The sequence below is a fragment of the Blastococcus sp. KM273128 genome (assembly GCF_021698975.1).
Classification (GTDB): Bacteria; Actinomycetota; Actinomycetes; order Mycobacteriales; family Geodermatophilaceae; genus Blastococcus.
Genome location: NZ_SSXA01000059.1, coordinates 1 through 24,388 on the forward strand (window position 1 = coordinate 1; position 24,388 = coordinate 24,388).

Here is a 24,388-nt window from a genome sequence, read left to right on the forward strand (position 1 = left end):
CGGCCGAACCGTCACACCCCAATGCCAGAATCACGCACCGGCGGCCCACCGAGTCGCATCCCGATGATCACCGATGGGCGGGCGAAAGATCCGGGTTAGCTCGCACACACCGGCGCCGGCGTTACGGTCCTGCGCGTGGTCGCATCCCCAGGAGTACTGATCCCTCGGTGGCGACGACTCAACGATGCGGTGCAGCGGGTGCGGGCTGCGTCGCTGTCATCGGACTCCGACATGCCCGATGCGATCTGGTACGCGCTGAACGCGATCTACGCGTTATGGGAGGTGTGGAGTCACGAAGCGTCGTTGAGCGCCAAGGCCGAGGAAGCGGCGGTGAGCGGCGACCCCGATGGAGAGACGACGGCGGCGCTGATCTGCGCCCGTGGGGGCAACACGCACCGGCAATTCGTGGAATTCGGCGAGCGCTTAGGGTTCGGCACGCAACCGTTCGGCGCGAGCCCGTTCGGCGTCGGCGGCTGGTACTGGCAGAACTTCACCGACCCGAACGCGAGGTTCGCCCAGCGGAGCGCCTGGTACCGCGCCCATGTCCAGGGGCGTGAAGTACTGGAACCGCTAGAAGGCGCGTGCCGGTGGCTGGCAGCTCGACCCGAGATTCCACGCCCATCGGCACAGTGATCTGGCACGGCCGTGGGCACGAGGCCCGCCGCAATCCGCGACCATCTCACGCCCCTGGGCGAACGTGACCACGGTGGGCATTACGGCCTCCGCCCCTTCAACACCTTGGCGATCTCCTTGATCGCGTCTTCTACCCGCGAGAGCGTCCCGGGGGCGAGGGCGGATTGGTGGCGCAGCGATTCGAACGAGAGCGTGTAGCGCAGCGGTTCGACTGGTCCGAGTGGGCCATCGCAGGTCACGGTCACTTCCCGGTCTGGCAGCGGCTCGTCGTGGCCTTCGAAGTACTTGAACGAGATGCCGAGGTGCCAGACCATCGAACGCCCCGGCGGCAGGCCTGAGATGACGCCGTCGAGCGCCGTGAAAGGACCCTGCTCGCGGCCGAGTTTCATGTCGAGCGGCGAGTCGAAGGCGACACGGATGTTCCGCGCGACGGTCCCGCCTCGGTTCTCCACCACCACTTGCAGCAGCTCACCCTGGCCGGGGTCCTGCCGAACGTCCGCCACGACATAGGGCTGGGCCTGGTCCCGCCACATCTGCTCCTGGAGTTCCGCCTGTCGTTGAGCAGCCGTCACCTGCTCGCGTGCGGCCATGACGCCCTCGCGGGCGGCCACGGCCTGCTGCTGCGAGCTGGTGGCCTGCTCGGTTGCTGCCCGAGCTGACTCCTTCGCGCTCCTCGCCTGGACAAAGGCGAAGTACGCGCTGGCCACCGCAACCACGACGGCGACGATGGCAACGATGGCTTCCGCACTCACGCCGGTCAGCCTGCCCGCTCGCCGACGAGCCTGCTCATGGCCGCCGCAATCTCGGCCTGGCGCTGGTCCACCTCGTGCAGATACCGCAGCGCCGCGCCGCTGGTGGACTGCCCGGCCCGGTTCATCAGCTCACGCAGCCCGGCACCGGACAGTGCCGCGAGCGTCTGCCCGGTGTGCCGGAGATCGTGGAACCGCAGGTCAGGCCGACCGGCCGCCTCCCGTGCCCGGTAGAAGGACCGGTAGAGCGCCGACGGGGCGAGGTGCCCGCCACCGGCCGCCGGGAACAGCAGCGCGTCCTTTCCCGTGCCGACGTGCTCGGCCAGGTGCTCGGCCAGCGCCGGGACGACATGAGGCGGGATCGTCACGTCGCGCACACCGGCCGCGCTCTTGGGGCGGTGGACGACGGTGCCCGCGTCGGTGCGGACGACGGCGCGACGGACATGCAGCAGGCCGCGTGCCAGGTCCACGTCTGCCCGGCGCAGCTCGGCCAGTTCCCCGAACCGCAGCGAGCACCACACCGCGAGCTGCACGAGCATCCGCAGCCGCTCCGGCATGGCCTCGGTCAGCGTGGTCAGCTCCGGCAGGGACGCCGGGCGCATCTTCTTCGCGGTGGTCGCCTGCCCGCCGCCGCGCACCCGGCACGGGTTGGCCGGGATCAGGTCGTCGGACACTGCCGTCGCCATGACGGCCTTCAGCAGCCCGTAGGAGTGCGCCCGTGCGGTCGGGCCGGTGCTCGCCTCCAGCTCGCCGAACCAGCCGCGCACGGCGGCCGGGGTGATCTCGGACAGTGGCAGCGCGCCGAAAGTCGGGACGATGTGCGCCCGGAGAAGCTGCCGGTAGTGGTCCCGAGTGCGCTGCGAGAGCTGGCGCGAGGTCACCCACCCGTCGGCGTAGTCGGCCAGGAGCGTCACCGTCGGCGGGGGAGCGGGCGGCCACGTCCCGGCCTTGATCCCGTCGGCGTGCTCACGGAGCCAGCGTCGGGCCTTCGCCTCGGTGGCGAAGGTCAGCGGCTGCCCGTCGTCGGTGCTGGCGCTGTGCGGCTTTCCGCCCTTGTTCCACCGCGCCTGGTAGCGGCCGGACGGCAGCTTGCGGACGTTGCCGAAGTACGCCCGCGTGCCCTTGGTGTTCGCCATGCCCGTGCCCTCCGTGCCCTTCCCCGTGCCACAACGGGATGGCACGAAGGTACACCCGTGTGCATCAATGTCACAGGGATCGAAGCGGCGTCCTCGCAGGTCACGGTGCGTATTCGCTGGTCGGGCCGGGCACTCGTTCCCGGCTCCGCCACTGGTTCGAACCCAGTATCGCCCACCGGCACGAGGGCCAGGGAAACCCGGAGACGGGGGAACCTGGCCCTCCGTCGTTCCCCGGCCGCGGTCGCGGCGCGGAGCGCCCGATCGCGGGACCATGGTGCCGATGAGCGCCCAGCCCGACCGCGCCGCCCGGCTCCAGCTGGTGCTGGACCGCGACGGGCCGACCTGCGTGTGGTGCGGTCGCTGCTTCTCCGTGCTGGTCCGGCCCACGACCGAGCACGTCGTGCCGCGGGTCAAGGGCGGGCCGTCGTGGCTGGAGAACGAGGTGGCGGCGTGCGGCCGGTGCAACGGGGAGCGGGGGCACCGCAGCCCGGTGGAGTGGCTCGAGGAGTGCCGACGCCGGGGCTGGCCGGCCGATGGTGAGCGGCTGGCGCGCGCCCTCGACGACCTCGCGGCGGCCATCCTGCGCACCGGCGGTCAGCGGCGGGCCCGCCCGTACCTCGACGCCCAGCTGCGCCGCCTGCGCCGCTCGCGCCCGGCGGCCTAGGGTCGGGGCCGTGACGACGACCGGGCGGGTGGCGCGGATCTGGGTGTACCCCGTCAAGTCCCTCGGCGGCACGGCCCGGGAGCGCGTCCACCTGCACGCGCACGGACCGGAGGGCGACCGCGCCTGGACGGTCGTCGACGCGGGCAGCGGTGAGGTCGTGCGCGGCAAGCACGCCCCGGGCCTGGCGGCGCTGGCCCCGACCGGGGACCCGGGGGCCGACGCCGGCGCGGTCGCCGACGTGCTGGGCCGGCCGGTGCGGATCGAGCCGGCGCCGGGCGGGTCGGCAGCCGATGCCGCGCCGGTGCACCTGGTCTCGCGCCAGGCGATCGACCGCGCCGAGGCGGGCGACGTCCCCGAGGGCTGCTCGGCCGAGGACCCCCGCGCGAACGTGCTGCTGGACCTGCCCGACGACGACGAGCGCACCTGGGTGGGCCGGGAGCTCCGCATCGGCACCGCACGGCTGGTCGTCGTCCGGAGGCCGAAGCACTGCCTGGGCGTGTACGCGGAGGTCCGGCAGCCCGGCGAGATCACCGTCGGCGACCCGGTCCTGCTCTAGCGTCGTCGGCCATGCGTCGCTGGTGGGCCGCCGGGGCGGCCGTGCTGCTGCTGACCGCCTGCGGGGACGCGCCGGCGGGCCCCGACCGGACCAGCACGCCCGCGCCGGCCACCTCGTCGCCGGCTGCCGAGCCGGAGCCCGAGAGCTTCACGGTGGTGGCGACCGGTGACGTCCTGGTGCACCAGGGGCGGGCGCTGACCTCGGGCGCGCTGCGGCCGGACGGCTCCTACGACTTCAGCGGGGTCCTCGCGCCGGTCTCCGGGATCATCGGCGGGGCCGACCTGGCGATCTGCCACCTGGAGACCCCGGTGGCGCCCGAGGGCGGCCCGTACCGCGGCTACCCGAGCTTCCGCGTCCAGCCCGAGATCGTCGACGCGCTCGCCGGCGCGGGGTACGACGTCTGCTCCACGGCGTCGAACCACTCGCTGGACGACGGCTTCGACGGGCTCACCCGCACGCTCGACGTGCTCGACGCCGCCGGGATCGGGCACACCGGCACCTACCGGACCGAGGCGGAGAGCTCCGAGCCGGCGCTGGTCGACGTCGACGGGGTTCCCGTCGGGTTCGTCGCGGCGACCTTCAGCCTCAATGGCGTGCCGCTGCCGACGGGGCGCGAGTGGTCGGTCGACGTCGCCGCCGTCCCCGACGTGGCCGGGATGCTGGCGGGGGCGGCGCGGGCACGGGCGGCGGGTGCCGAGGTCGTGATCGCGGGCCTGCACTGCTGCCGGGAGTACGAGCACGAACCCACCGCGGCCCAGGAGGAGGCGGCACGCGCCCTGCTGGCCTCGCCCGACGTCGACCTCGTGCTCGGGCACCACGCGCACGTGGTGCAGCCCTTCGAGCGGATCGACGGCGAGTGGGTGGCCTACGGCCTGGGCAACCACGTCGCCGAGCACGCCACCCGCGGCCACCCGACGGAGGACTCGGTGGCCGCACGGTTCACCTTCACCCGCGGCGACGACGGCCGGTTCACCGTCTCGTCGGCCGAGGCGGTGCCCCTGCGCATCGAGTTCGGCGCCGGCGTGCGGGTCGTGCCGGCCGACCCGGTGAGCTGGGCGCGCATCTTCGACGTGCTCGACCGGCGCGGCGCGGTCGGGGACGGGCTGGAGGTCGTCCGGGACTGAGCGCGGCGCGCACTAGGCTCGGGGCCGCAGAACGGGCGTCGCAGGACACCCGCCGCCTCGATCCCTGGAGCTCGCTCGTGCCCACGCAGCCCTCGCCCACCGCCGTCGGACCGATCCGGGTGCCGGCCGGGACGACGGCGCAGGACGCGCTCAAGGCGGCCGGGGTCCCGCTGAAGGGCCCCGACGGCGCCGTCGTCGTCCGCGAGGTGGCGACCGGCGACCTCAAGGACCTCGCGTGGGCACCGGAGGCCGACGCCGAGGTGGAGGCCGTCGCGGCGTCCAGCGCGGACGGCCGCGCGGTGATCCGCCACTCGACCGCCCACGTGCTCGCCCAGGCCGTCCAGGACCTGTTCCCGGGCACCCGGCTGGGCATCGGCCCGCCGGTCGAGAACGGCTTCTACTACGACTTCGACCCCGAGCGCCCGTTCACCCCCGAGGACCTCAAGGCCCTCGATAAGCGGATGCAGGAGATCGTCAAGTCCGGCCAGTACTTCTCGCGCCGCGAGATCGGGGACGCCGACGCGCAGGCCGAGCTCGCCCACGAGCCCTACAAGCTGGAGCTGATCGGGCTCAAGGGCGGCGCCTCCGACGCGGCCGAGGGCGCCGAGGTGGAGGTCGGCGGCGCGCAGCTGACGATGTACGACAACCTCGACCCGCGCTCCGGCGAGCGGGTCTGGACCGACCTGTGCCGCGGCCCGCACCTGCCGCGCACCTCCAGCATCCCGGCGTTCAGCCTCACCCGGTCGGCCGCGGCCTACTGGCGGGGGAGCGAGAAGAACCCGCAGCTGCAGCGCGTCTACGGCACCGCCTGGGAGAGCAAGGACGCGCACAAGGCCTACCTGGAGCACCTGGCGGAGGCCGAGCGGCGCGACCACCGCCGCCTCGGGGTGGAGCTCGACCTGTTCAGCTTCCCCGACGAGATCGGCTCCGGGCTGGCGGTCTTCCACCCCAAGGGCGGGGTGGTCAAGCGGGAGATGGAGGACTACGTCCGCCGCCGGCACATCGAGGAGGGCTTCGACTACGTCGGCACCCCGCACATCACCAAGAGCGGGGTCTTCGAGACCTCGGGGCACCTGCCGTACTACGCGGACACGATGTTCCCCGGCATGGAGCTGGAGAACAGCGAGTACCGGCTCAAGGCCATGAACTGCCCCATGCACAACCTGATCTTCCGGTCGCGCGGGCGGTCCTACCGCGAGCTGCCGCTGCGGTTCTTCGAGTTCGGTACGGTCTACCGGTACGAGAAGTCCGGCGTCGTGCACGGCCTGACCCGCGTGCGCGGGCTGACCCAGGACGACTCGCACAGCTACGTCACCCCCGAGCAGGCGCCCGGCGAGATCCGGCACCTGCTGGCCTTCGTGCTCGGCCTGCTGCGCGACTTCGGCCTGGACGAGTACTACCTGGAGCTCTCCACCCGCGGCGACGACCCGGAGAAGCAGGGCAAGTTCATCGGGTCGGACGAGGAGTGGGCGGTCGCCACGCAGGTCCTGCAGGACGCGGCGGAGGAGACCGGCCTGGAGCTCGTCCCCGACCCGGGAGGGGCGGCCTTCTACGGCCCCAAGATCTCCGTGCAGGCGCGCGACGCCATCGGCCGCACCTGGCAGATGTCGACCATCCAGTACGACTTCAACCAGCCCGCCCGCTTCGGCCTGGAGTACACGACGCCCGAGGGTGGCCGTGCCCAGCCGGTGATGATCCACTCGGCGAAGTTCGGCTCGATCGAGCGGTTCTTCGGCGTCCTCACCGAGCACTACGCCGGCGCCTTCCCGGCCTGGCTGGCCCCGGTGCAGGTGGTGGGCATCCCGGTCACCGACGAGCAGGTGCCCTACCTCGCCGACGTCGCGCTGAAGCTGAGGGCGCGCGGCATCCGGGTGGAGATCGACGACTCCGACGACCGGATGCAGAAGAAGATCCGGACGGCGAGCAAGCAGAAGATCCCGTTCGTCCTCATCGCCGGCGCCACCGACGCCGAGGCCGGTGCGGTGTCCTTCCGCTTCCGCGACGGCAGCCAGGACAACGGGGTGCCGGTCGACGCCGCCGTCGAGCGGATCGCCGGCTGGATCACGGCCCGCAGCAACGCCGACCCGACGGCGGAGAACGCGGCGGTCCCCGGATGAGCGAGGACAACGCCCCGTACCGGGTGGCGGTCAGCTCGGACGAGGGCGGCCCCGCGACGGTGTTCGAGCACCTGTGGACCCCCTACCGGATGGCCTACATCCGCGGGGAGGGCAAGCCCACCGGTGCGCACGACTGCCCGTTCTGCGTGATCCCGACCCTCGGCGACGAGGAGGGGCTGGTGGTGGCGCGGGGGACGTTGGTGTTCGCCGTCCTGAACCTCTACCCCTACAACGCCGGCCACCTGATGCTGGTGCCGTACCGGCACGTGCCGGACTACACCGACCTCACGCCCGGGGAGGTGGCCGAGCTGGGCGCGTTCACCCAGACGGCGATGCGCGTGGTCCGCGCGGTGAGCGGCGCCCACGGGTTCAACATCGGCATGAACCAGGGGGCCGTGGCCGGGGCCGGCATCGCCGACCACCTGCACCAGCACGCCGTGCCGCGCTGGGGCGGGGACACCAACTTCATGCCGGTGGTCGGGCTCACCCGGGTGCTGCCGCAGGTGCTGGGGGAGACCCGGGCGCTGCTCGCCGACGCGTGGGCCGAGCACGCCGCTCCCGTGGCGGAGGCCTGAGTGCTCGGCGTCAACGCCCGCCCGGCGGTGGCCAAGGTGGTGCAGCCGATCGTCGCCCGGCTGGACCGGCTGGGCGTCACCCCGGACATGGTGACGGTCACCGGCACGGTCGGGGCCGTCGCCGGTGCGGTGTTCCTCATCGGCACCGGGCAGCTGTTCTGGGGCGCGTTCGCCGTCTGGATGTTCGTGATGCTGGACATGCTCGACGGCGCGCTCGCCCGCCTGCGCGGCGGCGGCTCGGTGTTCGGGGCGGTGCTGGACTCCACCGGCGACCGCGCGGCCGACGCCGCGATCTTCGGCGCCCTGGTCTGGTGGTTCTCCGGCGACGGCGACAACCGGCTGCTGGTGCTGCTCGCCCTGCTCTGCCTGGTGCTGGGCGTGCTCACCTCCTACATCAAGGCGCGCGCCGAGGGGATGGGCCTGGCCTGCGACGTCGGGGTGGTCGAGCGGACCGAGCGGCTGATCCTCGTGCTGACCGGCACCGGGTTCACCGGGCTCGGCATCCCGTACGCCGTGCACGTGGCGCTGTGGGTGCTCCTGGCCGGCAGCGCGGTCACGGTGGCCCAGCGCGTCCTGGCGGTGAAGCGGGCCGCGGACGGCCGGCGGATCGCCCCGTGAGCGGCGCCCGGGAGCGGCTCACCGCCGGCCTCTCCGACGCCGGGTACGCGGCCGGCTGGCGGGCGGTGCGGATGCTGCCGGAGCCGTCCGCGCGGGCGCTGTTCGACCGGGCGGGGGAGTGGGCCGCCGGCCGGGACGGCGCCGGCGTGCGGCAGCTGCGGGCCAACCTGCGCGTGGTCACCGGCGGGCGGCTGACCGAGCCCGAGCTCGCCGACCTCACCCGCCGCGCCATGCGCTCCTACGCCCGCTACTGGCAGGAGGCGTTCCGGCTGCCGTCGCTGACCGCGCAGCGCATCCGCCGCGACAGCGAGGTCATCGGCATCGAGCACATCGCCCGGGCCCGCGCCGACGGGCGGGGGGTGGTGCTCGCGCTCCCGCACAGCGGGAACTGGGACGCCGCCGGCGCGTGGTTCACCGACTGGCTGGACGGGCCGTTCATGACCGTCGCGGAGCGGCTGCGGCCCGAGTCGCTCTACCGGCGCTTCCTCGAGTACCGGGAGGGCCTCGGCTTCCGGGTGGTGCCGCTGACCGGCGGCGACCGGCCGAGCGCGGAGGTGCTGCGGGAGTGGCTCGACGACGGTGGCGTGGCCTGCCTGCTCGTCGACCGCAACCTGGGTGCGGGTGGTGTCCCGGTGACCTTCTTCGGCCGGCCGACGACCATGCCCGGGGGTGCGGCGCTGCTCGCCGAGCGCACCGGCGCCGCGCTGCTGCCCGTCGTCGGCCGGTTCACGCCGGGCGGGTGGCGGCTGTGCGTGCACCCCGAGGTGCCGGTGCGGGGGTCCGGACGGCTGAAGGACCGGGTGGCGACGGCGATGCAGCAGGTCGCCGACGTGTTCACCGCCGGGATCGCCGAGCACCCCGAGGACTGGCACATGCTCGGCCGGATCTGGCCCGACGTCCCGCCCGACCCGCCCCGCGCGCAGGCGGCGCCCTGATGCGGATCGGCCTGGTCTGCCCCTACCGGTGGGACGTGCCCGGCGGCGTCCAGTACCACGTGCGCGACCTCGCCGGGACGCTGCGCGGCATGGGCCACCACGTCGAGGTGCTGACCCCCGCGCAGCACGAGGAGTCGGTCACCGACCCCCATCTCACCTTCGCCGGCCGCACCGTCCCGGTGCCCTACAACGGCTCGATGGCCAGCGCGCAGTTCGGCCCGGTGTCGGCCGCCCGCGTCCGGCGCTGGCTGCGCGAGGGGCGCTTCGACGTCGTCCACGTGCACGAGCCGTCGTCGCCGTCGGTGTCCCTGCTCGTGTGCATGATCGCGCGGGGGCCGATCGTGGCGACCTTCCACACGGCCACCACCCGGTCGAAGGTGCTGGCCGTGCTCGGGCCGATGGTCCGTCCCTGGATGGAACGCATCGCCGGGCGGATCGCCGTCTCCGACTTCGCCCGCCGGGTCCAGGTGGAGCACCTGGGGGGTGACGCGGTGATCATCCCCAACGGCGTGCACGTCGGGTTCTTCGCCGCGGGGCCCACCCTCGCCGGGCGCCCGCGCGGCGACGGCCCGCCGACGATCGGCTTCGTCGGGCGCTTCGACGAACCCCGCAAGGGCCTGCCGGTGCTGCTCCAGGCCATGCGCTCCGTCGTCCGGGCGCACCCGGACGCGCGGCTGCTCATCGCCGGGCGGGGGGACGCCGACCAGCTGTGGTCCATGGTCGGGGACGACCTGCGGCCGCACGTGACGCTGCTGGGCGAGGTGTCGGAGGCGGACAAGGCGGCGCTGCTGCGCAGCGTGGACGTGTACTGCGCCCCCAACCTGCTCGGCGAGTCCTTCGGCGTGATCCTCATCGAGGCGATGGCCGCCGGGGCGCCGGTCGTCGCCAGCGACCTCGACGCCTTCGTCCGGGTGCTGGACGACGGCGCTGCGGGCGTGGTGGTGCGGCGGGACGACCCGGTCGCCCTCGGGCGGGCGCTGTCGGACCTGCTGGCCGACCCCGGCCGGCGCGCCGACCTGGCCGCGCGCGGCTCCCGGGTGGCCGCACGGTACGACTGGCAGGTGATCGCCCGGCGCATCCTCGCGGTGTACGAGACCGTTCTCCCGCCCGGGGGCGGGGTGGTCACCGCCGGGCCGGAGCACGACTTCCCTGGGGTGCCGCCGACCGGTACCGCGGCGGGACGTCCCCGCATCCGGCGGCCGCGCCGCTAGCCTCGGGGACCGTGATCCCCGAGGCCTGGCCCTGGCTCGCCGCCGGAGTGCTCCTGCTCCTGGTAATCTGGCTCGGGTGGACGCTGGTCCGGCTGCGCCGGCTGGCCGCGCGGGTGGACCGGGCCTGGGCCACGCTGGACGCCCAGCTGCAGCGGCGGGCCGGCCTGGCCGAGGAGCTGGCCCGGCAGCACCCCGCCGCGCTGGGCAGCGGGGCCCGCGCCCGGCTGGCCGCCGGCGCCGCCGGGGCGCGGGCCGCCCGCGACGCCGGGGACCGGGAACTGGCGGAGAACGCGCTGGGCCACGAGCTGCGGGAGCTGCCGCCGGACCTGCCCGGGGTCCCGGCCGCGCTGCGCACCGACCTGGCGGGCACCCAGACCCGGGTCGCGCTGGCCCGACGGTTCTACAACGACGCCGTCCGCGACACGCGGGAGCTGCGCGGCCGGCGGTCGTGCCGGTGGGCCGGCCTGCACCGCCGGCGCCCCCTGCCGCGCTACTTCGACATCGACGACCGGCTCGGCGACCTCGGGGCAGGGGTCGACGTCGCCGGCCGCCGCGCCTCCTGAGGGCCGTAAGGTTGCTCGCAACCGGATCGGGCTAGCGAAGGCAGGCGGCAGTGGCAGAGGATCTCGACCGGACGGACGTCGGTACCGTCCGCGTCAAGCGCGGCATGGCCGAGCAGCTCAAGGGCGGCGTCATCATGGACGTCGTCACGCCGGAGCAGGCGCGCATCGCCGAGGACGCCGGCGCCGTCGCCGTCATGGCGCTGGAGCGGGTGCCGGCCGACATCCGCGCCCAGGGCGGGATCGCGCGGATGAGCGACCCCGACATGGTCCAGGGGATCATCGACGCGGTCTCCATCCCCGTGATGGCCAAGGCCCGCATCGGCCACTTCGTCGAGGCCCAGGTGCTCCAGGCCCTCGGCGTCGACTACATCGACGAGTCCGAGGTGCTCACCCCCGCGGACGAGGCCCACCACATCGACAAGCACGCCTTCACGGTGCCCTTCGTCTGCGGTGCCACCGACCTCGGCGAGGCGCTCCGGCGCATCTCCGAGGGGGCGGCGATGATCCGCTCCAAGGGCGAGGCGGGCACTGGCAACGTCGTCGAGGCGACCCGCCACATGCGGGCGCTGCGCGCCGGGATCCGCCGGCTGGCGACCCTGGACGAGACCGAGCTGTTCGTCGCGGCCAAGGAGCTGCGGGCCCCGCACGACCTGGTCACCGAGGTGGCGCGGCTGGGCAAGCTGCCCGTCGTCCTCTTCACCGCCGGTGGCATCGCCACCCCCGCCGACGCGGCGATGATGATGCAGCTCGGCGCCGAGGGCGTGTTCGTCGGCTCCGGCATCTTCAAGTCCGGGGACCCGGCGCAGCGCGCGGCCGCCATCGTGCAGGCCACCACCTTCCACGACGACCCGGACGTGATCGCCAAGGTCTCGCGCGGGCTCGGGGAGCCGATGGTGGGGATCGACGTCGAGACGCTCCCGCAGAGCGAGCGGTACGCCAGCCGCGGCTGGTGAGCGTGGACGTCCGGCGGCGCATCGGCGGGCTGGACGTCGCCCGCGGGTTCGCCGTGCTCGGCATGTTCGCCGCCCACATGCGGGTGGGCGGCGAGCTCCACCCGGACCCGCGAACCTGGACCGCGGTGGTCGACGGCCGCTCGTCGATCCTCTTGGCCACCCTGGCCGGTATCTCGGTGGCGCTGCTCTCCGGGCGCGACCGGCCCCCGGAGGGCGTGGAGCTCAACCGCGTGCGGCTGCGGATCTTCATCCGGGCGCTGTGGGTCTTCGCGATCGGGTGGGCGCTCGAGGCGCTGGGCACCTTCGTCGCGGTGATCCTCGGCGTCTACGGGGTGCTGTTCGTGCTGGTACTGCCCTTCCTGCGCTGGCCGGTCCGCCGGCTGCTGGTCACCGCGGCGGTCGTCGCCGTCGTCGTCCCACCGCTGCTCGTGGTGGCAGGTCAGGTGCTCACCACGCTGGGGGTGGCCGACTCGCTCGCGGCCTCGCTGCTGGTCACCGGCTTCTACCCGGCGCTGCTCTGGATCGCCTTCGTGCTGGTCGGCCTCGCGGTGGGCCGGCTGGACCTGGCCTCCGCCGCGGTGCGAGCCCGGCTGGCGGCTGCCGGCGCGGCGGCCGCCGCCGTCGGCTACGGCCTGGGCTGGGCGAGCACCCGGCTGCTGGCCGCGGGCGTGCCCTCGGCAGGCCCGGAGACCGGCTTCGCCGCCCCGGGGGTCTTCGACGCGAGCTGGCTGACCGGCGCCGAGCCGCACAGCGGGACCACCTTCGAGGTCGTCGGCTCGACCGGCGTCGCGCTCCTCGTGGTGGCCGGGTGCCTGGTGGCGGCTGAGCGGCTGCCGCGGCTGACCTCCCCGGTGGCGGCCGTGGGGGCGCTCGCGCTCACCGTCTACGCCACCCACCTCGTGGCCATCCGCGTGCTCGTGGAGATCATGCCCGGCCGGGTGGAGGGCGGCGTCCTCTGGCTGTGCTTCGCCGTCGCCGCGCTGGCCGGCGCCTGGGCGTGGCGGCGGGCCATCGGTCGCGGGCCGCTGGAGTCGCTGGTCACGTGGACGTCGAGCCGCGCCGCCGGGCTCGCCCCCTCGGCACCGGCGGTCTGAGAAAGGACCCCGTCCTCCTCGTCGCTCGCGAGCTCGCGACGAGCCTCTGGACGGGGCCGTCGGCCGGGCGGGCTCGGGACCGTAGCGTCCACACCGTGCGCGAACCGACCGATCCGCCCGTCGTCGGGGTGCTGGCCCTCCAGGGCGACGTCCGCGAGCACGTCGCCGCGCTGCGGGCCGGGGGCGCCGAGGCGGTGGCGGTGCGCCGCCCCGGGGAGCTGGCCGCCGTCGACGGGATCGTGCTGCCCGGCGGGGAGTCGACCACCATGGCGACGCTGGCCGCGCGGTGGGGGCTGCTCGAGCCGCTGCGGGACGCCGTCCGGGCCGGGCTGCCCGCCTACGGCTCCTGCGCCGGGATGATCCTGCTCGCTGACCGGTTGCTGGACGCGCCACCGGGGCAGCGGACCGTCGGCGGGCTGGACGTCACGGTGCGCCGCAACGCCTTCGGCCGCCAGGTCGACTCGTTCGAGACGCGGGTCGAGCTCGACGGGCTGGCCGGCGGGCCGCTGCACGCCGTCTTCATCCGCGCCCCGTGGGTCGAGGAGGCCGGCCCGGGGGTGCAGGTCCTCGGCCGGGTCGTCGGCGGAGCGGCCGACGGTAGGATCGTCGCGGTCCGCCAGGGGGACGTGGTGGCCACCAGCTTCCACCCCGAGCTGACCGGGGACCGCCGGGTGCACGCGCTGTTCGTCGACATCGTGCGCCGTCACCTGGCCGACGCAGAGAGGGGAGAGCCGTGAGCGGCCACTCCAAGTGGGCGACGACCAAGCACAAGAAGGCCGGCATCGACGCCAAGCGCGGCAAGCTCTTCGCCAAGCTGATCAAGAACATCGAGGTCGCGGCCCGCACCGGTGGCGGTGACCCCGCCGGCAACCCGACGCTCTACGACGCCATCCAGAAGGCGAAGAAGAGCTCGGTGCCCAACGACAACATCGACCGCGCGGTCAAGCGCGGCGCCGGCCTCGAGGCCGGCGGCGTCGACTACCAGGGCATCACCTACGAGGGCTACGCCAGCGGCGGCGTCGCGGTGCTCATCGAGTGCCTCACCGACAACAAGAACCGCTCGGCCATGGAGGTCCGCACCGCCATGACCCGCAACGGCGGGTCGATGGCCGACCCGGGTTCGGTCTCCTACCTCTTCTCCCGCAAGGGCGTGGTCGTGGTGCCCAAGTCCGGTGACGTCGACGAGGACAGCGTGCTCCTGGCGGTGCTGGACGCCGGCGCCGAGGAGGTGCGCGACCTCGGCGACACCCTCGAGGTGCTCTGCGAGCCCACCGACCTGGTCGCCGTGCGCACCGCCCTGCAGGACGCCGGCATCGACTACGACTCCGCCGAGGCCGGCTTCCAGCCCAGCGTCCAGGTGGAGCTCGACGCCGAGGGCGCGGCCAAGGTCTTCCGGCTGATCGACGCGCTCGAGGACTGCGACGACGTGCAGAACGTCTACGCCAACTACGACGTGTCCGACGAGGTCATGGAGCAGGTGGCGGCCGACGCCTGAAAGGACCCCGGTGCCCCCCACGGCTCGCTCCGCTCGCCGCGGGACCCTGCACCGGGGCCGTTCCAGTACGTCACCAGCCGTTCCATCGGGTCGCCGGGCGTGTTGGCGGGGTTCGGTCGGGGGGCGGGGTTAGCCTCGGTCGAACACCAGTTCGGCTGACGGGAGCGTGACCATGCGGGTGCTCGGCATCGACCCGGGCCTCACCCGGTGCGGGTGGGGAGTGGTCGACGGGCGCCCCGGTGCGCGGCCGACGGCGGTCGGCGTCGGCGTGGTCCGCACGCTGGCGGAGCTGGACCTGGAGCTGCGGCTGCTGGAGCTGCACACCGCGGTCACCGCCCTGCTGCGCGAGCACCGCCCCGACGTCGTCGCGATCGAGCGGGTGTTCACCCAGAACAACAAGGGCACCGCCACCGGCACCGCGCAGGCGGCCGGGGTCGCCGCGCTCGCCGCGGCCCAGGCCGACCGGCCGGTCGCCTGGCACACGCCCAGCGAGGTCAAGGCGGCCATCTCCGGCAACGGCCGCGCGGACAAGGAGCAGGTCACCCTCATGGTCACCCGGGTCCTCGGGCTCGCCGCCGCCCCCAAGCCGGCCGACGCCGCCGACGCGCTCGCCCTCGCGGTCTGCCACGCCTGGCGCGGGCCGGCGCAGCAGCGGCTGCGCACCGCGGCGATCGCCGGCGGCATCGGGGCGCCGGTGCGCGCCACCACCCTCCCGCGCTGGACCGGGGTGGCGGCCCGATGATCGCCAGCGTGAGCGGCCGGGTCGCCGCGGTCTCCCCGGACGGCGCCGTGGTCGAGGTCGGCGGCATCGGCCTCGCGGTGCAGTGCACCCCGGGCACCATCGCCCGCCTGCAGGTGGGGGAGGCCGCCCGGCTGGCCACCAGCCTCGTCGTCCGCGAGGACTCGCTCACCCTCTACGGGTTCGCCGACGACGACGAGCGCCAGCTGTTCGAGCTGCTGCAGACCGCCAACGGCGTCGGTCCGCGCCTGGCCCAGGCGGTGCTGGCCATCCACCCGCCGCGGGAGGTCCGCCGGGCCGTCTCGACGGCCGACGTCAAGGCGCTGATGCAGGTGCCCGGCATCGGCAAGAAGGGCGCCGAGCGGTTGATCCTCGAGCTCCGCGACCGGCTGGGCTCCACCACCACCGACACCTCCCTCGACGCGCCCGCACCCGCGGGGCTGCCGTCGGTGACGCCGGTGGCGCCCTGGCGCGACCAGCTCACCAGCGCCCTCGTCGGCCTCGGGTGGAGCGGCAAGGAGGCCGAGAGCGCGGTCGGCCAGCTCGCCCCGGTGGCCGACGAGCAGATCGCCGCGACCGGGAGCGTGGAGGTCGCGGTGCTGCTGCGGCGGGCGCTCCAGCTGCTGGGTAGGTCGTGACCGCCCCGTTCGACCGGTCGCTGACCGGCGAGCTGGCCGACGCGACGCCGGAGTGGACCGTGTCACCGCAGGCCGGCGACGAGGAGCGGGTCGTCGAGTCGGCGCTGCGGCCGCACTCGCTGCACGACTTCATCGGCCAGCCCAAGGTCGTCCGCCAGCTCGCCCTGGTGCTCGAGGGCGCCAAGCGGCGGGGCCGCACACCCGACCACGTGCTGCTCTCCGGGCCGCCCGGGCTCGGCAAGACCAGCCTGGCGCTCATCATCGGCTCCGAGCTGGGCACCTCGGTGAAGATCACCAGCGGCCCGGCGATCGAGCGCTCCGGCGACCTCGCGGCGATGCTGTCGAACCTCGCGCCGGGCGACGTCCTGTTCATCGACGAGATCCACCGCATCGCGCGCCCCGCCGAGGAACTGCTCTACATGGCGATGGAGGACTTCCGGGTCGACGTCGTCGTCGGCAAGGGGCCGGGGGCGACGGCCATCCCGCTGGAGATCAACCCCTTCACCCTCGTCGGTGCCACCACCCGGGCCGGGTTGCTGACCGGCCCGCTGCGCGACCGGTTCGGCTTCGTCGGGCAGATGGAGTTCTACGAGACCGACGACCTGCAGCGGGTCCTCGCCCGCAGCGCCGCCCTGCTCGGCGTCGAGCTCACCGACGAGGGGTCCGCGGAGATCGCCGGCCGCTCCCGGGGGACGCCGCGCATCGCCAACCGCCTGCTGCGCCGGGTCCGCGACTACGCCGAGGTGGAGGCCGACGGCCGGGTCACCCGGCAGGTCGCCGAGGCCGCTCTCGCGCTCTACGACGTCGACCACCTCGGGCTGGACCGCCTCGACCGCGCCGTCCTCGAGGCACTGGTGAGCAAGTTCGGCGGCGGGCCGGTCGGCGTGGCCACCCTCGCGGTGGCCGTGGGGGAGGAGCCGCACACCGTCGAGGAGGTGTGCGAGCCGTTCCTCGTGCGCGCCGGGCTGCTGGCGCGCACCCCGCGCGGGCGGGTCGCGACCGAGGCCGCCTGGGAGCACCTGGGGCGGCCGGTGCCGCGTGGCGGCGTGCCCCTCGGTCGGGTCACAGCAGACCCACAGGTACCGGGGTCGTCGTCAGGGACCCTGTTCGACGCCTAGACTCCGGGACGCTGGCGCGCAACTCGCAGGCCGGGCCGTGCGCGTCCCGCCTGGTCGCCGCGCGCACGGCAACCGACGCACCCGAGCGGTCCCGTCCCGGACCGCACCACCGCGAGGCCTGTCGCGGAAGAGAGGCACACCTGTCGTGGAGTACTTCCCGCTGATCATGCTGGCCCTGCTGGCCGTCGTGCTGTTCGTGCTGCCCGCCCGGCAGCGCAAGCGCATGCAGGAGCAGCACGCCGCGCTGCAGGCGTCCCTCGAGATCGGCACCCCGGTCATGACCACCAGCGGCATGCACGGCACCGTCGCCGCGCTGGGGGACACGACCCTGGACCTGGAGGTCGCCCCGGGCGTGGTGGTCACCTTCGCCCGGCAGGCGGTCCTCGAGGTGCGCCGCCCGGCCGGCGCCGCGCCGTCCGACGGGGGCAGCACGCGCCCCGCCGACGGCACCGTCTGACCCGGGGGAGCTCCGTGGCCAACCGCACGCTCCCGGCGGGGCGCTACTTCGCCGCCTTCGTGCTGATCGTCGCCCTGCTGTACGGGCTGGTGTTCTTCACGGGGGACACCCGCACCCCGCAGCTCGGCCTCGACCTGCGCGGCGGCACCACGGTCACCCTGACCGCCCAGACGCCGGGCGGCCGGGCGCCGGCCCCGGAGGACCTGGAGCTGGCCCGCCGGATCATCGAGCAGCGGGTCAACGGCCTCGGTGTCGCCGAGGCCCAGGTGGTCACCGAGGGCGACAGCAACATCATCATCTCCGTCCCGGGCGACGACGGTGAGCAGGCCCGCCAGCTCGGCGCCACCGCGCAGCTGCGCTTCCGACCGGTGCTCCAGGGCCCCGCACCGGCGGTCCCGGCCGAGGAGGACCCGGCTGCCGAGGACCCCGCTGCCGAGGCCCCCGCCGCCGAGGACCCGGCCGCCGAGGGGGCCGACGGCGCCGCCGAGGAGCCGGCGGTGCCCGACCCCGATGCGCCCCCGGTCACCCAGGAGGAGGCGGCGGCGGAGTTCGCCACCCTCACCTGCGACGCGGACAACGTCACCGGCGAGCTCAGCCGGCCCGAGGACTTCGTGGCCGCCTGCAGCGAGGACGGCTCCGCGAAGTACCTGCTCGGCCCCACGATCATCGAGGGCACCGAGATCGACGACGCCACCGCCGGCACCGAGCCCTCGGACGGCAGCTGGGTCGTCCTCCTGGACTTCCACTCCGACGGCCTGTCCACGTGGGCCGCCTACACCACCGCCAACGTCGGCTCGCCGGTCGCCTTCACGCTGGACGGGCGGGTCATCTCGGCGCCCACCATCAACAGCGCCATCACGACCAACCCGACGACGATCACCGGTCAGTTCGACCAGGAGTCGGCCACCGAGCTGGCCAACCAGCTCCGCTACGGGGCCCTGCCGCTGACCTTCACCCAGGCGACGGCGCAGTCGATCTCGACCGAGCTCGGCGAGGAGCAGCTCCAGGCCGGGCTGATCGCCGGCGCCATCGGCATCGCCCTGGTGTTCGTGTACGCGCTGCTCTACTACCGGCTGCTCGGGCTGGTGATGATCGCCAGCCTCGTGCTCTCGGCCGTCGTGGTCTACGCCTGCCTGATCCTGCTGGGCCGCGAGATCGGCTTCACCCTGAGCCTCGCTGGCATCGCCGGGTTCATCGTGTCGATCGGCATCACCGCCGACTCCTTTGTCGTCTACTTCGAGCGGCTCAAGGACGAGATCCGGGAGGGCCGGTCGCTGCGCTCCGCCGTGCCGCGGGCCTGGGTCCGCGCGCGGCGCACGATCCTGTCCGCGGACGCGGTCAGCTTCCTGGCCGCGGCGATCCTGTACGTCCTGGCCATCGGCGACGTGAAGGGCTTCGCCTTCACCCTGGGCATGTCGACCGTCCTGGACCTCGTCGTCGTCTTCCTCTTCACCCACCCGCTCATGGCCGTGCTGTCGCGGTTCAAGGGCTTCGGCCGGAACCGCTTCTCCGGGCTCGGGCGGGTGGAGCACACCCGCCGGCCCGGTGCCCCGGCGCCCGCCGGGGAACTCGTCGGCGCCGCCGCGGGCGGCCGCCAGGACAGGAGCACCTCATGACCCGCCCCACGGACCCGGCGGAGCCGACGCCCGCGGAGGAACCGGCGGTCACCGGTGAGGAGGCGCTCGCCGACGCGGGCCTGCCCCAGGACCCGGCCGGCGACGACGTCACCCCGGCCCCGGCACCGCAGGGCGGGCGCGCGGGCCTGGCACACCGGCTCTACAACGGCGAGGCGGGGCTCGACGTCGTCGGCCGGAGCCGGCTGATCTACAAGATCACCGCCGTCGTGGTGCTGCTGTGCCTCGTCACCATCGTCTTCCGGGGCTTCAACTTCGGCATCGACTTCGAGGGCGGCAACAGCTTCCGGCTGCCCGGCTCGCAGGAGCAGCTGGCCGAGGCGCGGGCCGCGGCCGAGGACGCCGGAGCCCAGGTGGCGACCGCGCAGGTCGTCGGCGGGGACACCCTGCTCATCCGCACCGAGCAGCTCGGCAACGAGGCCGAGCGCGTCGTGGTGGAGAACCTGGCCGCCGCGGTCGGCGTCGAGCCCGCCCAGGTGAGCCCGGAGTCGGTCAGCGCCGACTGGGGGCAGGACATCACCGACCAGGCGCTCGTCGCGCTCGTGGTGTTCCTCGTGGCGGTCGTGCTCTTCCTCGCCGTGCGGTTCCAGCCGAAGATGGCGGTGGGCGCGATGGCCGCGCTGGCGCACGACATCGTGATCACCGCCGGCGTGTACTCGCTGATCGGCTTCGAGGTGACGCCGTCGACGGTGATCGGCTTCCTCACGATCCTGGGGTTCTCGCTCTACGACACCGTCGTGGTCTTCGACAAGGTCGACGAGAACACCCGTGACCTGGCGACGAGCGCCCGGATGACCTGGGGCGAGGCGGCCAACCTCGCCGTCAACCAGACGCTGATGCGGTCGATCAACACGTCGGTCATCGCGCTGCTGCCGGTCGCCGGCCTGCTCTTCGTCGGCGCCGGGCTCCTCGGGGTCGGCACCCTCAAGGACCTGGCGCTGGTGCTCTTCGTCGGCCTGGCCGCCGGCACGTACTCCTCGATCGTGCTCGCGACGCCGATCGTCGCCGACCTCAAGGAACGTGAGCCCGAGGTGCAGGCGCTGCGCCGGCGGGTGCTGGCCCGGCGCTCCTCGGCGGCCCGCACCGGCGGCGCCGCCGCCCCGAGCGGCCCGGTCGCCAGCGCCCGGCGCCGCCGGCCGGCCGGCGGCGTGGCCGTGGCCGACCTGCCGCAGAGCGTGCCCGCGGACGTGGTCGTGGAGTCCCCGGCGTCGGTGCGTCCCGACGGGCCTCGGGGGGCGTCGGCCGCGCCGCGGCCGGGTGCCCGGCCGCAGCGCCCCGGTGCCGGCCGCCCGTCGGGCAAGCGGCGCCGGTGAGCGCGGCTGCCGCCGAGCTCCCGCTCGACCAGCTGATCGCCTCGCTCACCGTCGACGTCCCCGACCACCCCCAGCCGGGGATCGTCTTCCGGGACCTGACGCCGGTGTTCGCCGACGGCGCCGCCTTCCGCCGGATGGTCGACGGCCTGGCCACCCCGGGAGCGGCGGACCCGCGGTCCGCCGCGCTGGCCGCCCGGCACGCCGGTGATCGCTCGTTCGACGTCGTCGCGGGGGTGGAGGCGCGCGGGTTCCTGCTCGCCGCGGCCGTCGCGCTCGACGCCGGCGTCGGCGTCGTGCCGGTCCGCAAGGCGGGCAAGCTGCCGCGCGAGCGGGTCTCGGCGGACTACACCCTGGAGTACGGCACCGCGACGCTGGAGCTGCACGCGGACTCCGTCCGGCCCGGGCAGCGGGTGCTGCTCGTCGACGACGTGCTCGCCACCGGGGGCACCCTCGGTGCCGCCGTCGCGCTGGTCGAGCAGCTGGGCGGCGTCGTCGCCGGGATCTCCGTGGTCGTGGAGCTGGCCGCGCTCGGTGGCCGGCAGCTGCTGGCGCCGCACACCGTGCACGCTCTCTGGACCACCTGACCGAGGGAGGTCGTGCGGCCGGGCCCGGCGGGGGCTGGCGCGGTCCCGCTAGCATGGTGAGGGTCCCCCCTCTGCCAGCCGCAGGAGTCGCCGTGGCCTCCGAAGTAGCCGCCGACGCGGCTGCCGCGCGGGCCGGGGCAGCCACCGGCGGGGTGGTCGCCGAGCCGGTGACCGAGCCGCCCGTGCGCACCCCGCTGCCCGAGCGCCCGGCGGTGCGGCGGCCCGACGACGTCGGCGCAGAGCCCGACGCCGAGCCGGGCACCCCGCGGCGGCGCGTCCGCGACCGGCTGGCCCGGCGGATCGTCGCCGGTCAGCGCAGCGGCCTGGTCCGGCCGGTCCTGGAGCCGCTGGCCGCCCTGCACCGGCAGAGCCACCCCAAGGCCGACCTGGCGCTGCTCCAGCGCGCCTACGACGTCGCCGAGACGGCGCACAGCAGCCAGAAGCGCAAGAGCGGCGACCCGTACATCACCCACCCCCTCGCCGTCGCCACGATCCTCGCCGGCCTGGGCATGGACACGACGACGCTGATCGCGGCGCTGCTGCACGACACCGTCGAGGACACCGGCGTCACCCTCGAGACGATCACCACCGACTTCGGGTCCGAGGTCGCCCACCTGGTCGACGGCGTCACCAAGATCGACAAGGTGAAGCTGGGCGACGCCGCCCAGGCCGAGACGATCCGCAAGATGATCGTCGCGATGTCCCGCGACCCGCGGGTGCTGGTCATCAAGCTCGCCGACCGGCTGCACAACATGCGCACGCTGCGCTTCCTCCCGCCGGAGAAGCAGGAGAAGAAGGCGCGCGAGACGCTGGAGATCCTCGCCCCGCTGGCCCACCGGCTGGGCATGAACACGATCAAGTGGGAGCTCGAGGACCTCGCGTTCGCGACGCTCTACCCCAAGCGCTACGACGAGATCGTGCGGCTGGTGGCCGAGCGGGCGCCGTCGCGGGACACCTACCTCGCCGAGGTCACCGCGTCGGTCACCGAGCAGCTGCGGGCGGCCAAGATCGACGCCGTCGTCACCGGGCGGCCCAAGCACTACTACTCGATCTACCAGAAGATGATCGTCCGCGGCCGGGACTTCACCGACATCTGGGACCTCGTGGGCATCCGCATCCTGGTCGACTCGGTGCGGGACTGCTACGCGGCGCTGGGCATCATGCACGCGCACTGGCAGCCGGTGCCCGGGCGCTTCAAGGACTTCGTGGCGATGCCGAAGTTCAACATGTACCAGTCGCTGCACACCACGGTCATCGGGCCGCAGGGCAAGCCGGTCGAGCTGCAGATCCGAACCCACGACATGCACCGCACCGCCGAGTACGGCATCGCGGCGCACTGGAAGTACAAGGAGAAGGCCCGCGCCGGCGGCAAGCCCGCGGCGGGGGAGAGCGGCGCGCCGCCCAAGGCCGGCTCGGCCGACGACATGCTGTGGCTCCGCCAGCTGCTGGACTGGCAGCGCGAGGCGCAGGAGCCCGGCGAGTTCCTCGAGACCCTGCGCTACGACCTCGGGCCGCAGGAGGTCTTCGTCTTCACGCCCAAGGGCGACGTGATGAGCCTGCCCGGTGGCTCGACGCCGGTGGACTTCGCGTTCGCGGTGCACACCGAGGTCGGCTTCCGCACCATCGGCGCCCGCGTGAACGGCTCGCTGGTCTCGCTGGACAGCAAGCTCACCAACGGCGACGTCGTCGAGATCTTCACCTCCAAGTCGCCCACCGCCGGCCCCTCGAAGGACTGGCTGACCTTCGTCGGCTCCTCCCGCGCGCGGACGAAGATCCGCCAGTGGTTCACCAAGGAGCGCCGCGAGGACGCGGTCGACGCCGGCAAGGAGGCGCTGACCCGCGCGATGCGCAAGGCGGGCCTGCCGCTGCAGCGGCTGCTCGGCGGCGAGGCGCTCTCGACGCTGGCCAAGGACCTGCGCTACGCCGACGTCACCGCCCTCTACGCCGCGGTGGGGGAGAACCAGCTCTCCGCCGCCTCCGTCGTCGAGAAGCTCATCGCCGCCCTGGGCGGTAGCGAGGGCGCGGCGGAGGACATCGCCGAGACCGCCATCCCGACCCGCCGCCCCGTCGCGCGGCGGCCGGCCCGCGGCGACCCGGGGATCATCGTCCACGGCATGACCGACGTCTGGGCCAAGCTCGCCAAGTGCTGCACCCCGGTGCCCGGCGACGACGTGCTCGGCTTCGTGACCCGCGGCGGGGGTGTCAGCGTGCACCGCACCGACTGCACCAACGCCGGCGACCTGCGCAGCAAGCCTGAACGTCTGGTCGAGGTCGAGTGGGCCTCGTCGCCGGGGTCGGTGTTCCTGGTGGCCATCCAGGTGGAGGCGCTCGACCGGCACCGCCTGCTCTCCGACGTCACCAAGGCGCTGGCCGACGAGCGGGTCAACATCCTGTCGGCGTCGGTGCAGACCAGCCGCGACCGCGTGGCCATCAGCCGGTTCACCTTCGAGCTGGCCGACCCCGCGCACCTGGGCGCGGTGCTGCAGACCGTGCGCAACGTCGACGGCGTCTTCGACGTCGAGCGCGTCACCGCCTGAGCCGGAGCGGCCCGGGCCGTGCCGCGGGACCGGCACCTGGCCGCGGTGTCGGCCGGCAGGCCGACGGTGTCACAGCACGGCCGCGTCCTCGATGGTGACGGGGATGCTCGGGGCGCCGTCGCCGGGGCCCTCGGCACCCTCGACCCCGCCGGCGGCGACCGCGTCGAGCACGCCCAGCCCGGCCTCGTCGATCGTGCCGACGACCGTGTACTCCGGGGGCAGCTCGGTGTCGACGAAGGTCAGGAAGAACTGGCCGCCGGTGCTGTTCGGCGCCGCGGTCTTCGCCATGGCCACGGTTCCGCGCGGGTATGTCGTGTCCGGCGTGACTTCTTCGGCGTACTTGTAGCTGGGCCCGCCGGCACCGGTGCCGGTCGGGTCACCGCACTGCAGCACGCCGAAGGTGTCGGCGTTGACCAGCCGGTGGCAGGGCGTGCCGTCGTAGAAGCCCTGCTCGGTGAGGTAGACGAAGCTCGCCGCGGCGCAGGGGGCCTGCGAGCGGTCCAGGGTGAGGGTGACGTCGCCCTGGTTCGTGGTCATCAGCACGGTGGCGGTGCCCTCGGTCGGGGTGGCCTCCGGGTTCGGCGGGGTGCCGACGTCGGTCAGGTCGGGGTTCCCCGACTCGTCGGGGAGGTACTCGCAGGTGACCGTGCCGTCGGCGTTGGTCGTGCGCGCCGCCGACGTGGTTGCCGCGGGCGTCGTCGTCCCGGCCGCCACCGGGTCGGCGGGGTCGTCGTCGCCACCGAACACGCCCGTCACGAGCAGGGCGACCCCGGCGACCACGGCGACGGCCACCGCGGCGAGAAGCACGCCGAGGTTGCGGCGGCGCTTCTTCGCCTGCTCGGCACGGCGCTCCAGCTGGCGCTGCAGGTGACGCTGCGCGGCTTCCCGGCGCTGCTTGTTCGTGGGCACGGGGGCGGACTCCTCGGGCGGACGTGGCTGCGGGGG

At 74.1% G+C, this 24,388-nt stretch carries 25 protein-coding genes; 22 read left to right on the plus strand and 3 right to left on the minus strand.

The window, feature by feature from the left end; all coding sequences use genetic code 11:
- Positions 1-231 precede the first annotated feature (231 nt).
- Entirely contained in the window at positions 232-633 is a 402-nt protein-coding gene (locus tag E9529_RS15675; protein ID WP_236832098.1) for a hypothetical protein, read from the plus strand.
- 80 nt (positions 634-713) lie between these two features.
- On the opposite strand, the gene E9529_RS15680 is transcribed toward E9529_RS15675, so the two are convergent.
- Entirely contained in the window at positions 714-1,385 is a 672-nt protein-coding gene (locus tag E9529_RS15680) for a hypothetical protein (RefSeq protein ID WP_236832099.1), read from the minus strand.
- Between the two features lie 5 nt (positions 1,386-1,390).
- Positions 1,391-2,518 carry a site-specific integrase gene (locus E9529_RS15685; RefSeq protein WP_236832100.1) on the minus strand — a complete coding sequence of 376 codons (1,128 nt, stop codon included), beginning with the start codon at positions 2,516-2,518 and terminating at the stop codon, positions 1,391-1,393.
- Between the two features lie 280 nt (positions 2,519-2,798).
- On the opposite strand from E9529_RS15685, the gene E9529_RS15690 reads away from it, so the two are divergent.
- The 21 genes from E9529_RS15690 (at position 2,799) to E9529_RS15790 (ending at position 23,443) form a co-directional block, all read left to right on the plus strand.
- Entirely contained in the window at positions 2,799-3,182 is a 384-nt protein-coding gene (locus E9529_RS15690; protein WP_236832101.1) for an HNH endonuclease, read from the plus strand.
- Between the two features lie 10 nt (positions 3,183-3,192).
- Positions 3,193-3,738 (plus strand): MOSC N-terminal beta barrel domain-containing protein, encoded by a 546-nt coding sequence (locus E9529_RS15695; RefSeq protein ID WP_236832102.1) that lies wholly within the window; start codon positions 3,193-3,195, stop codon positions 3,736-3,738.
- Between the two features lie 11 nt (positions 3,739-3,749).
- A complete protein-coding gene (locus E9529_RS15700) occupies positions 3,750-4,862 on the plus strand; it encodes a CapA family protein (RefSeq protein ID WP_236832103.1) in 1,113 nt (370 codons plus the stop codon).
- Between the two features lie 77 nt (positions 4,863-4,939).
- Positions 4,940-6,979: a threonine--tRNA ligase gene (gene thrS / locus E9529_RS15705; RefSeq protein ID WP_236832105.1), complete on the plus strand. Its 2,040-nt coding sequence runs from the start codon at positions 4,940-4,942 to the stop codon at positions 6,977-6,979.
- Positions 6,976-7,554 (plus strand): HIT domain-containing protein, encoded by a 579-nt coding sequence (locus E9529_RS15710; RefSeq protein ID WP_236832107.1) that lies wholly within the window; start codon positions 6,976-6,978, stop codon positions 7,552-7,554. Before thrS ends, E9529_RS15710 begins: the two co-directional genes overlap by 4 nt.
- Positions 7,555-8,172 (plus strand): phosphatidylinositol phosphate synthase, encoded by a 618-nt coding sequence (gene pgsA / locus E9529_RS15715; RefSeq protein WP_236832108.1) that lies wholly within the window; start codon positions 7,555-7,557, stop codon positions 8,170-8,172.
- A complete protein-coding gene (locus E9529_RS15720) occupies positions 8,169-9,107 on the plus strand; it encodes a phosphatidylinositol mannoside acyltransferase (protein ID WP_236832109.1) in 939 nt (312 codons plus the stop codon). The genes pgsA and E9529_RS15720 overlap by 4 nt, the downstream gene beginning before the upstream one ends.
- Complete coding sequence (locus E9529_RS15725) at positions 9,107-10,318, plus strand: glycosyltransferase family 4 protein (protein ID WP_236832110.1); 1,212 nt, start codon at positions 9,107-9,109, stop codon at positions 10,316-10,318. The genes E9529_RS15720 and E9529_RS15725 overlap by 1 nt, the downstream gene beginning before the upstream one ends.
- Positions 10,319-10,329: 11 nt before the next feature.
- The gene (locus tag E9529_RS15730; RefSeq protein WP_236832111.1) at positions 10,330-10,881 is read left to right on the plus strand and encodes a hypothetical protein; all 552 of its coding nucleotides are present in this window, start codon (positions 10,330-10,332) and stop codon (positions 10,879-10,881) included.
- 50 nt (positions 10,882-10,931) lie between these two features.
- On the plus strand, positions 10,932-11,834 hold the full coding sequence (gene pdxS, locus E9529_RS15735; protein WP_308195291.1) for a pyridoxal 5'-phosphate synthase lyase subunit PdxS: 903 nt from the start codon (positions 10,932-10,934) through the stop codon (positions 11,832-11,834).
- The gene (locus E9529_RS15740) at positions 11,831-12,928 is read left to right on the plus strand and encodes a heparan-alpha-glucosaminide N-acetyltransferase domain-containing protein (RefSeq protein ID WP_236832113.1); all 1,098 of its coding nucleotides are present in this window, start codon (positions 11,831-11,833) and stop codon (positions 12,926-12,928) included. The genes pdxS and E9529_RS15740 overlap by 4 nt, the downstream gene beginning before the upstream one ends.
- Before the next feature lie 95 nt (positions 12,929-13,023).
- The gene (gene pdxT / locus E9529_RS15745; RefSeq protein ID WP_236832115.1) at positions 13,024-13,665 is read left to right on the plus strand and encodes a pyridoxal 5'-phosphate synthase glutaminase subunit PdxT; all 642 of its coding nucleotides are present in this window, start codon (positions 13,024-13,026) and stop codon (positions 13,663-13,665) included.
- Positions 13,662-14,423, plus strand: a complete 762-nt coding sequence (locus E9529_RS15750) for a YebC/PmpR family DNA-binding transcriptional regulator (protein ID WP_236832116.1) — start codon at positions 13,662-13,664, stop codon at positions 14,421-14,423. Before pdxT ends, E9529_RS15750 begins: the two co-directional genes overlap by 4 nt.
- A gap of 172 nt (positions 14,424-14,595) precedes the next feature.
- A complete protein-coding gene (gene ruvC / locus E9529_RS15755; protein ID WP_236832117.1) occupies positions 14,596-15,165 on the plus strand; it encodes a crossover junction endodeoxyribonuclease RuvC in 570 nt (189 codons plus the stop codon).
- Positions 15,162-15,800, plus strand: coding sequence for a Holliday junction branch migration protein RuvA (gene ruvA / locus E9529_RS15760; RefSeq protein ID WP_236832119.1), 639 nt, complete (start codon positions 15,162-15,164; stop codon positions 15,798-15,800). Before ruvC ends, ruvA begins: the two co-directional genes overlap by 4 nt.
- Positions 15,797-16,918: a Holliday junction branch migration DNA helicase RuvB gene (ruvB, locus tag E9529_RS15765; RefSeq protein ID WP_308195292.1), complete on the plus strand. Its 1,122-nt coding sequence runs from the start codon at positions 15,797-15,799 to the stop codon at positions 16,916-16,918. The genes ruvA and ruvB overlap by 4 nt, the downstream gene beginning before the upstream one ends.
- A gap of 145 nt (positions 16,919-17,063) precedes the next feature.
- Entirely contained in the window at positions 17,064-17,375 is a 312-nt protein-coding gene (gene yajC, locus E9529_RS15770) for a preprotein translocase subunit YajC (protein WP_236832120.1), read from the plus strand.
- A 14-nt stretch (positions 17,376-17,389) separates the two neighbouring features.
- Entirely contained in the window at positions 17,390-18,991 is a 1,602-nt protein-coding gene (gene secD / locus E9529_RS15775) for a protein translocase subunit SecD (RefSeq protein ID WP_236832121.1), read from the plus strand.
- Complete coding sequence (gene secF, locus E9529_RS15780; protein WP_236832123.1) at positions 18,988-20,322, plus strand: protein translocase subunit SecF; 1,335 nt, start codon at positions 18,988-18,990, stop codon at positions 20,320-20,322. Before secD ends, secF begins: the two co-directional genes overlap by 4 nt.
- Positions 20,319-20,906 (plus strand): adenine phosphoribosyltransferase, encoded by a 588-nt coding sequence (locus tag E9529_RS15785; protein WP_308195293.1) that lies wholly within the window; start codon positions 20,319-20,321, stop codon positions 20,904-20,906. The genes secF and E9529_RS15785 overlap by 4 nt, the downstream gene beginning before the upstream one ends.
- A gap of 92 nt (positions 20,907-20,998) precedes the next feature.
- The gene (locus E9529_RS15790) at positions 20,999-23,443 is read left to right on the plus strand and encodes a bifunctional (p)ppGpp synthetase/guanosine-3',5'-bis(diphosphate) 3'-pyrophosphohydrolase (protein WP_308195294.1); all 2,445 of its coding nucleotides are present in this window, start codon (positions 20,999-21,001) and stop codon (positions 23,441-23,443) included.
- Positions 23,444-23,512: 69 nt separating this feature from the next.
- Here the strand turns inward: E9529_RS15790 and E9529_RS15795 are convergent.
- The coding region (locus E9529_RS15795; RefSeq protein ID WP_236832125.1) for a peptidylprolyl isomerase at positions 23,513-24,388 on the minus strand (876 nt) is incomplete at its 5' end.

What these genes read in the sequence shown, in the direction of transcription:
- E9529_RS15675 (WP_236832098.1), top strand. Translation starts at nt 232, where the DNA reads ATGCCCGATGCGATCTGGTACGCGCTGAACGCGATCTACGCGTTATGG.
- E9529_RS15685 (WP_236832100.1), bottom strand. Translation starts at nt 2,518, where the DNA reads ATGGCGAACACCAAGGGCACGCGGGCGTACTTCGGCAACGTCCGCAAG.
- E9529_RS15690 (WP_236832101.1), top strand. Translation starts at nt 2,799, where the DNA reads ATGAGCGCCCAGCCCGACCGCGCCGCCCGGCTCCAGCTGGTGCTGGAC.
- E9529_RS15700 (WP_236832103.1), top strand. Translation starts at nt 3,750, where the DNA reads ATGCGTCGCTGGTGGGCCGCCGGGGCGGCCGTGCTGCTGCTGACCGCC.
- E9529_RS15710 (WP_236832107.1), top strand. Translation starts at nt 6,976, where the DNA reads ATGAGCGAGGACAACGCCCCGTACCGGGTGGCGGTCAGCTCGGACGAG.
- E9529_RS15725 (WP_236832110.1), top strand. Translation starts at nt 9,107, where the DNA reads ATGCGGATCGGCCTGGTCTGCCCCTACCGGTGGGACGTGCCCGGCGGC.
- ruvC (WP_236832117.1), top strand. Translation starts at nt 14,596, where the DNA reads ATGCGGGTGCTCGGCATCGACCCGGGCCTCACCCGGTGCGGGTGGGGA.
- ruvA (WP_236832119.1), top strand. Translation starts at nt 15,162, where the DNA reads ATGATCGCCAGCGTGAGCGGCCGGGTCGCCGCGGTCTCCCCGGACGGC.
- secF (WP_236832123.1), top strand. Translation starts at nt 18,988, where the DNA reads ATGACCCGCCCCACGGACCCGGCGGAGCCGACGCCCGCGGAGGAACCG.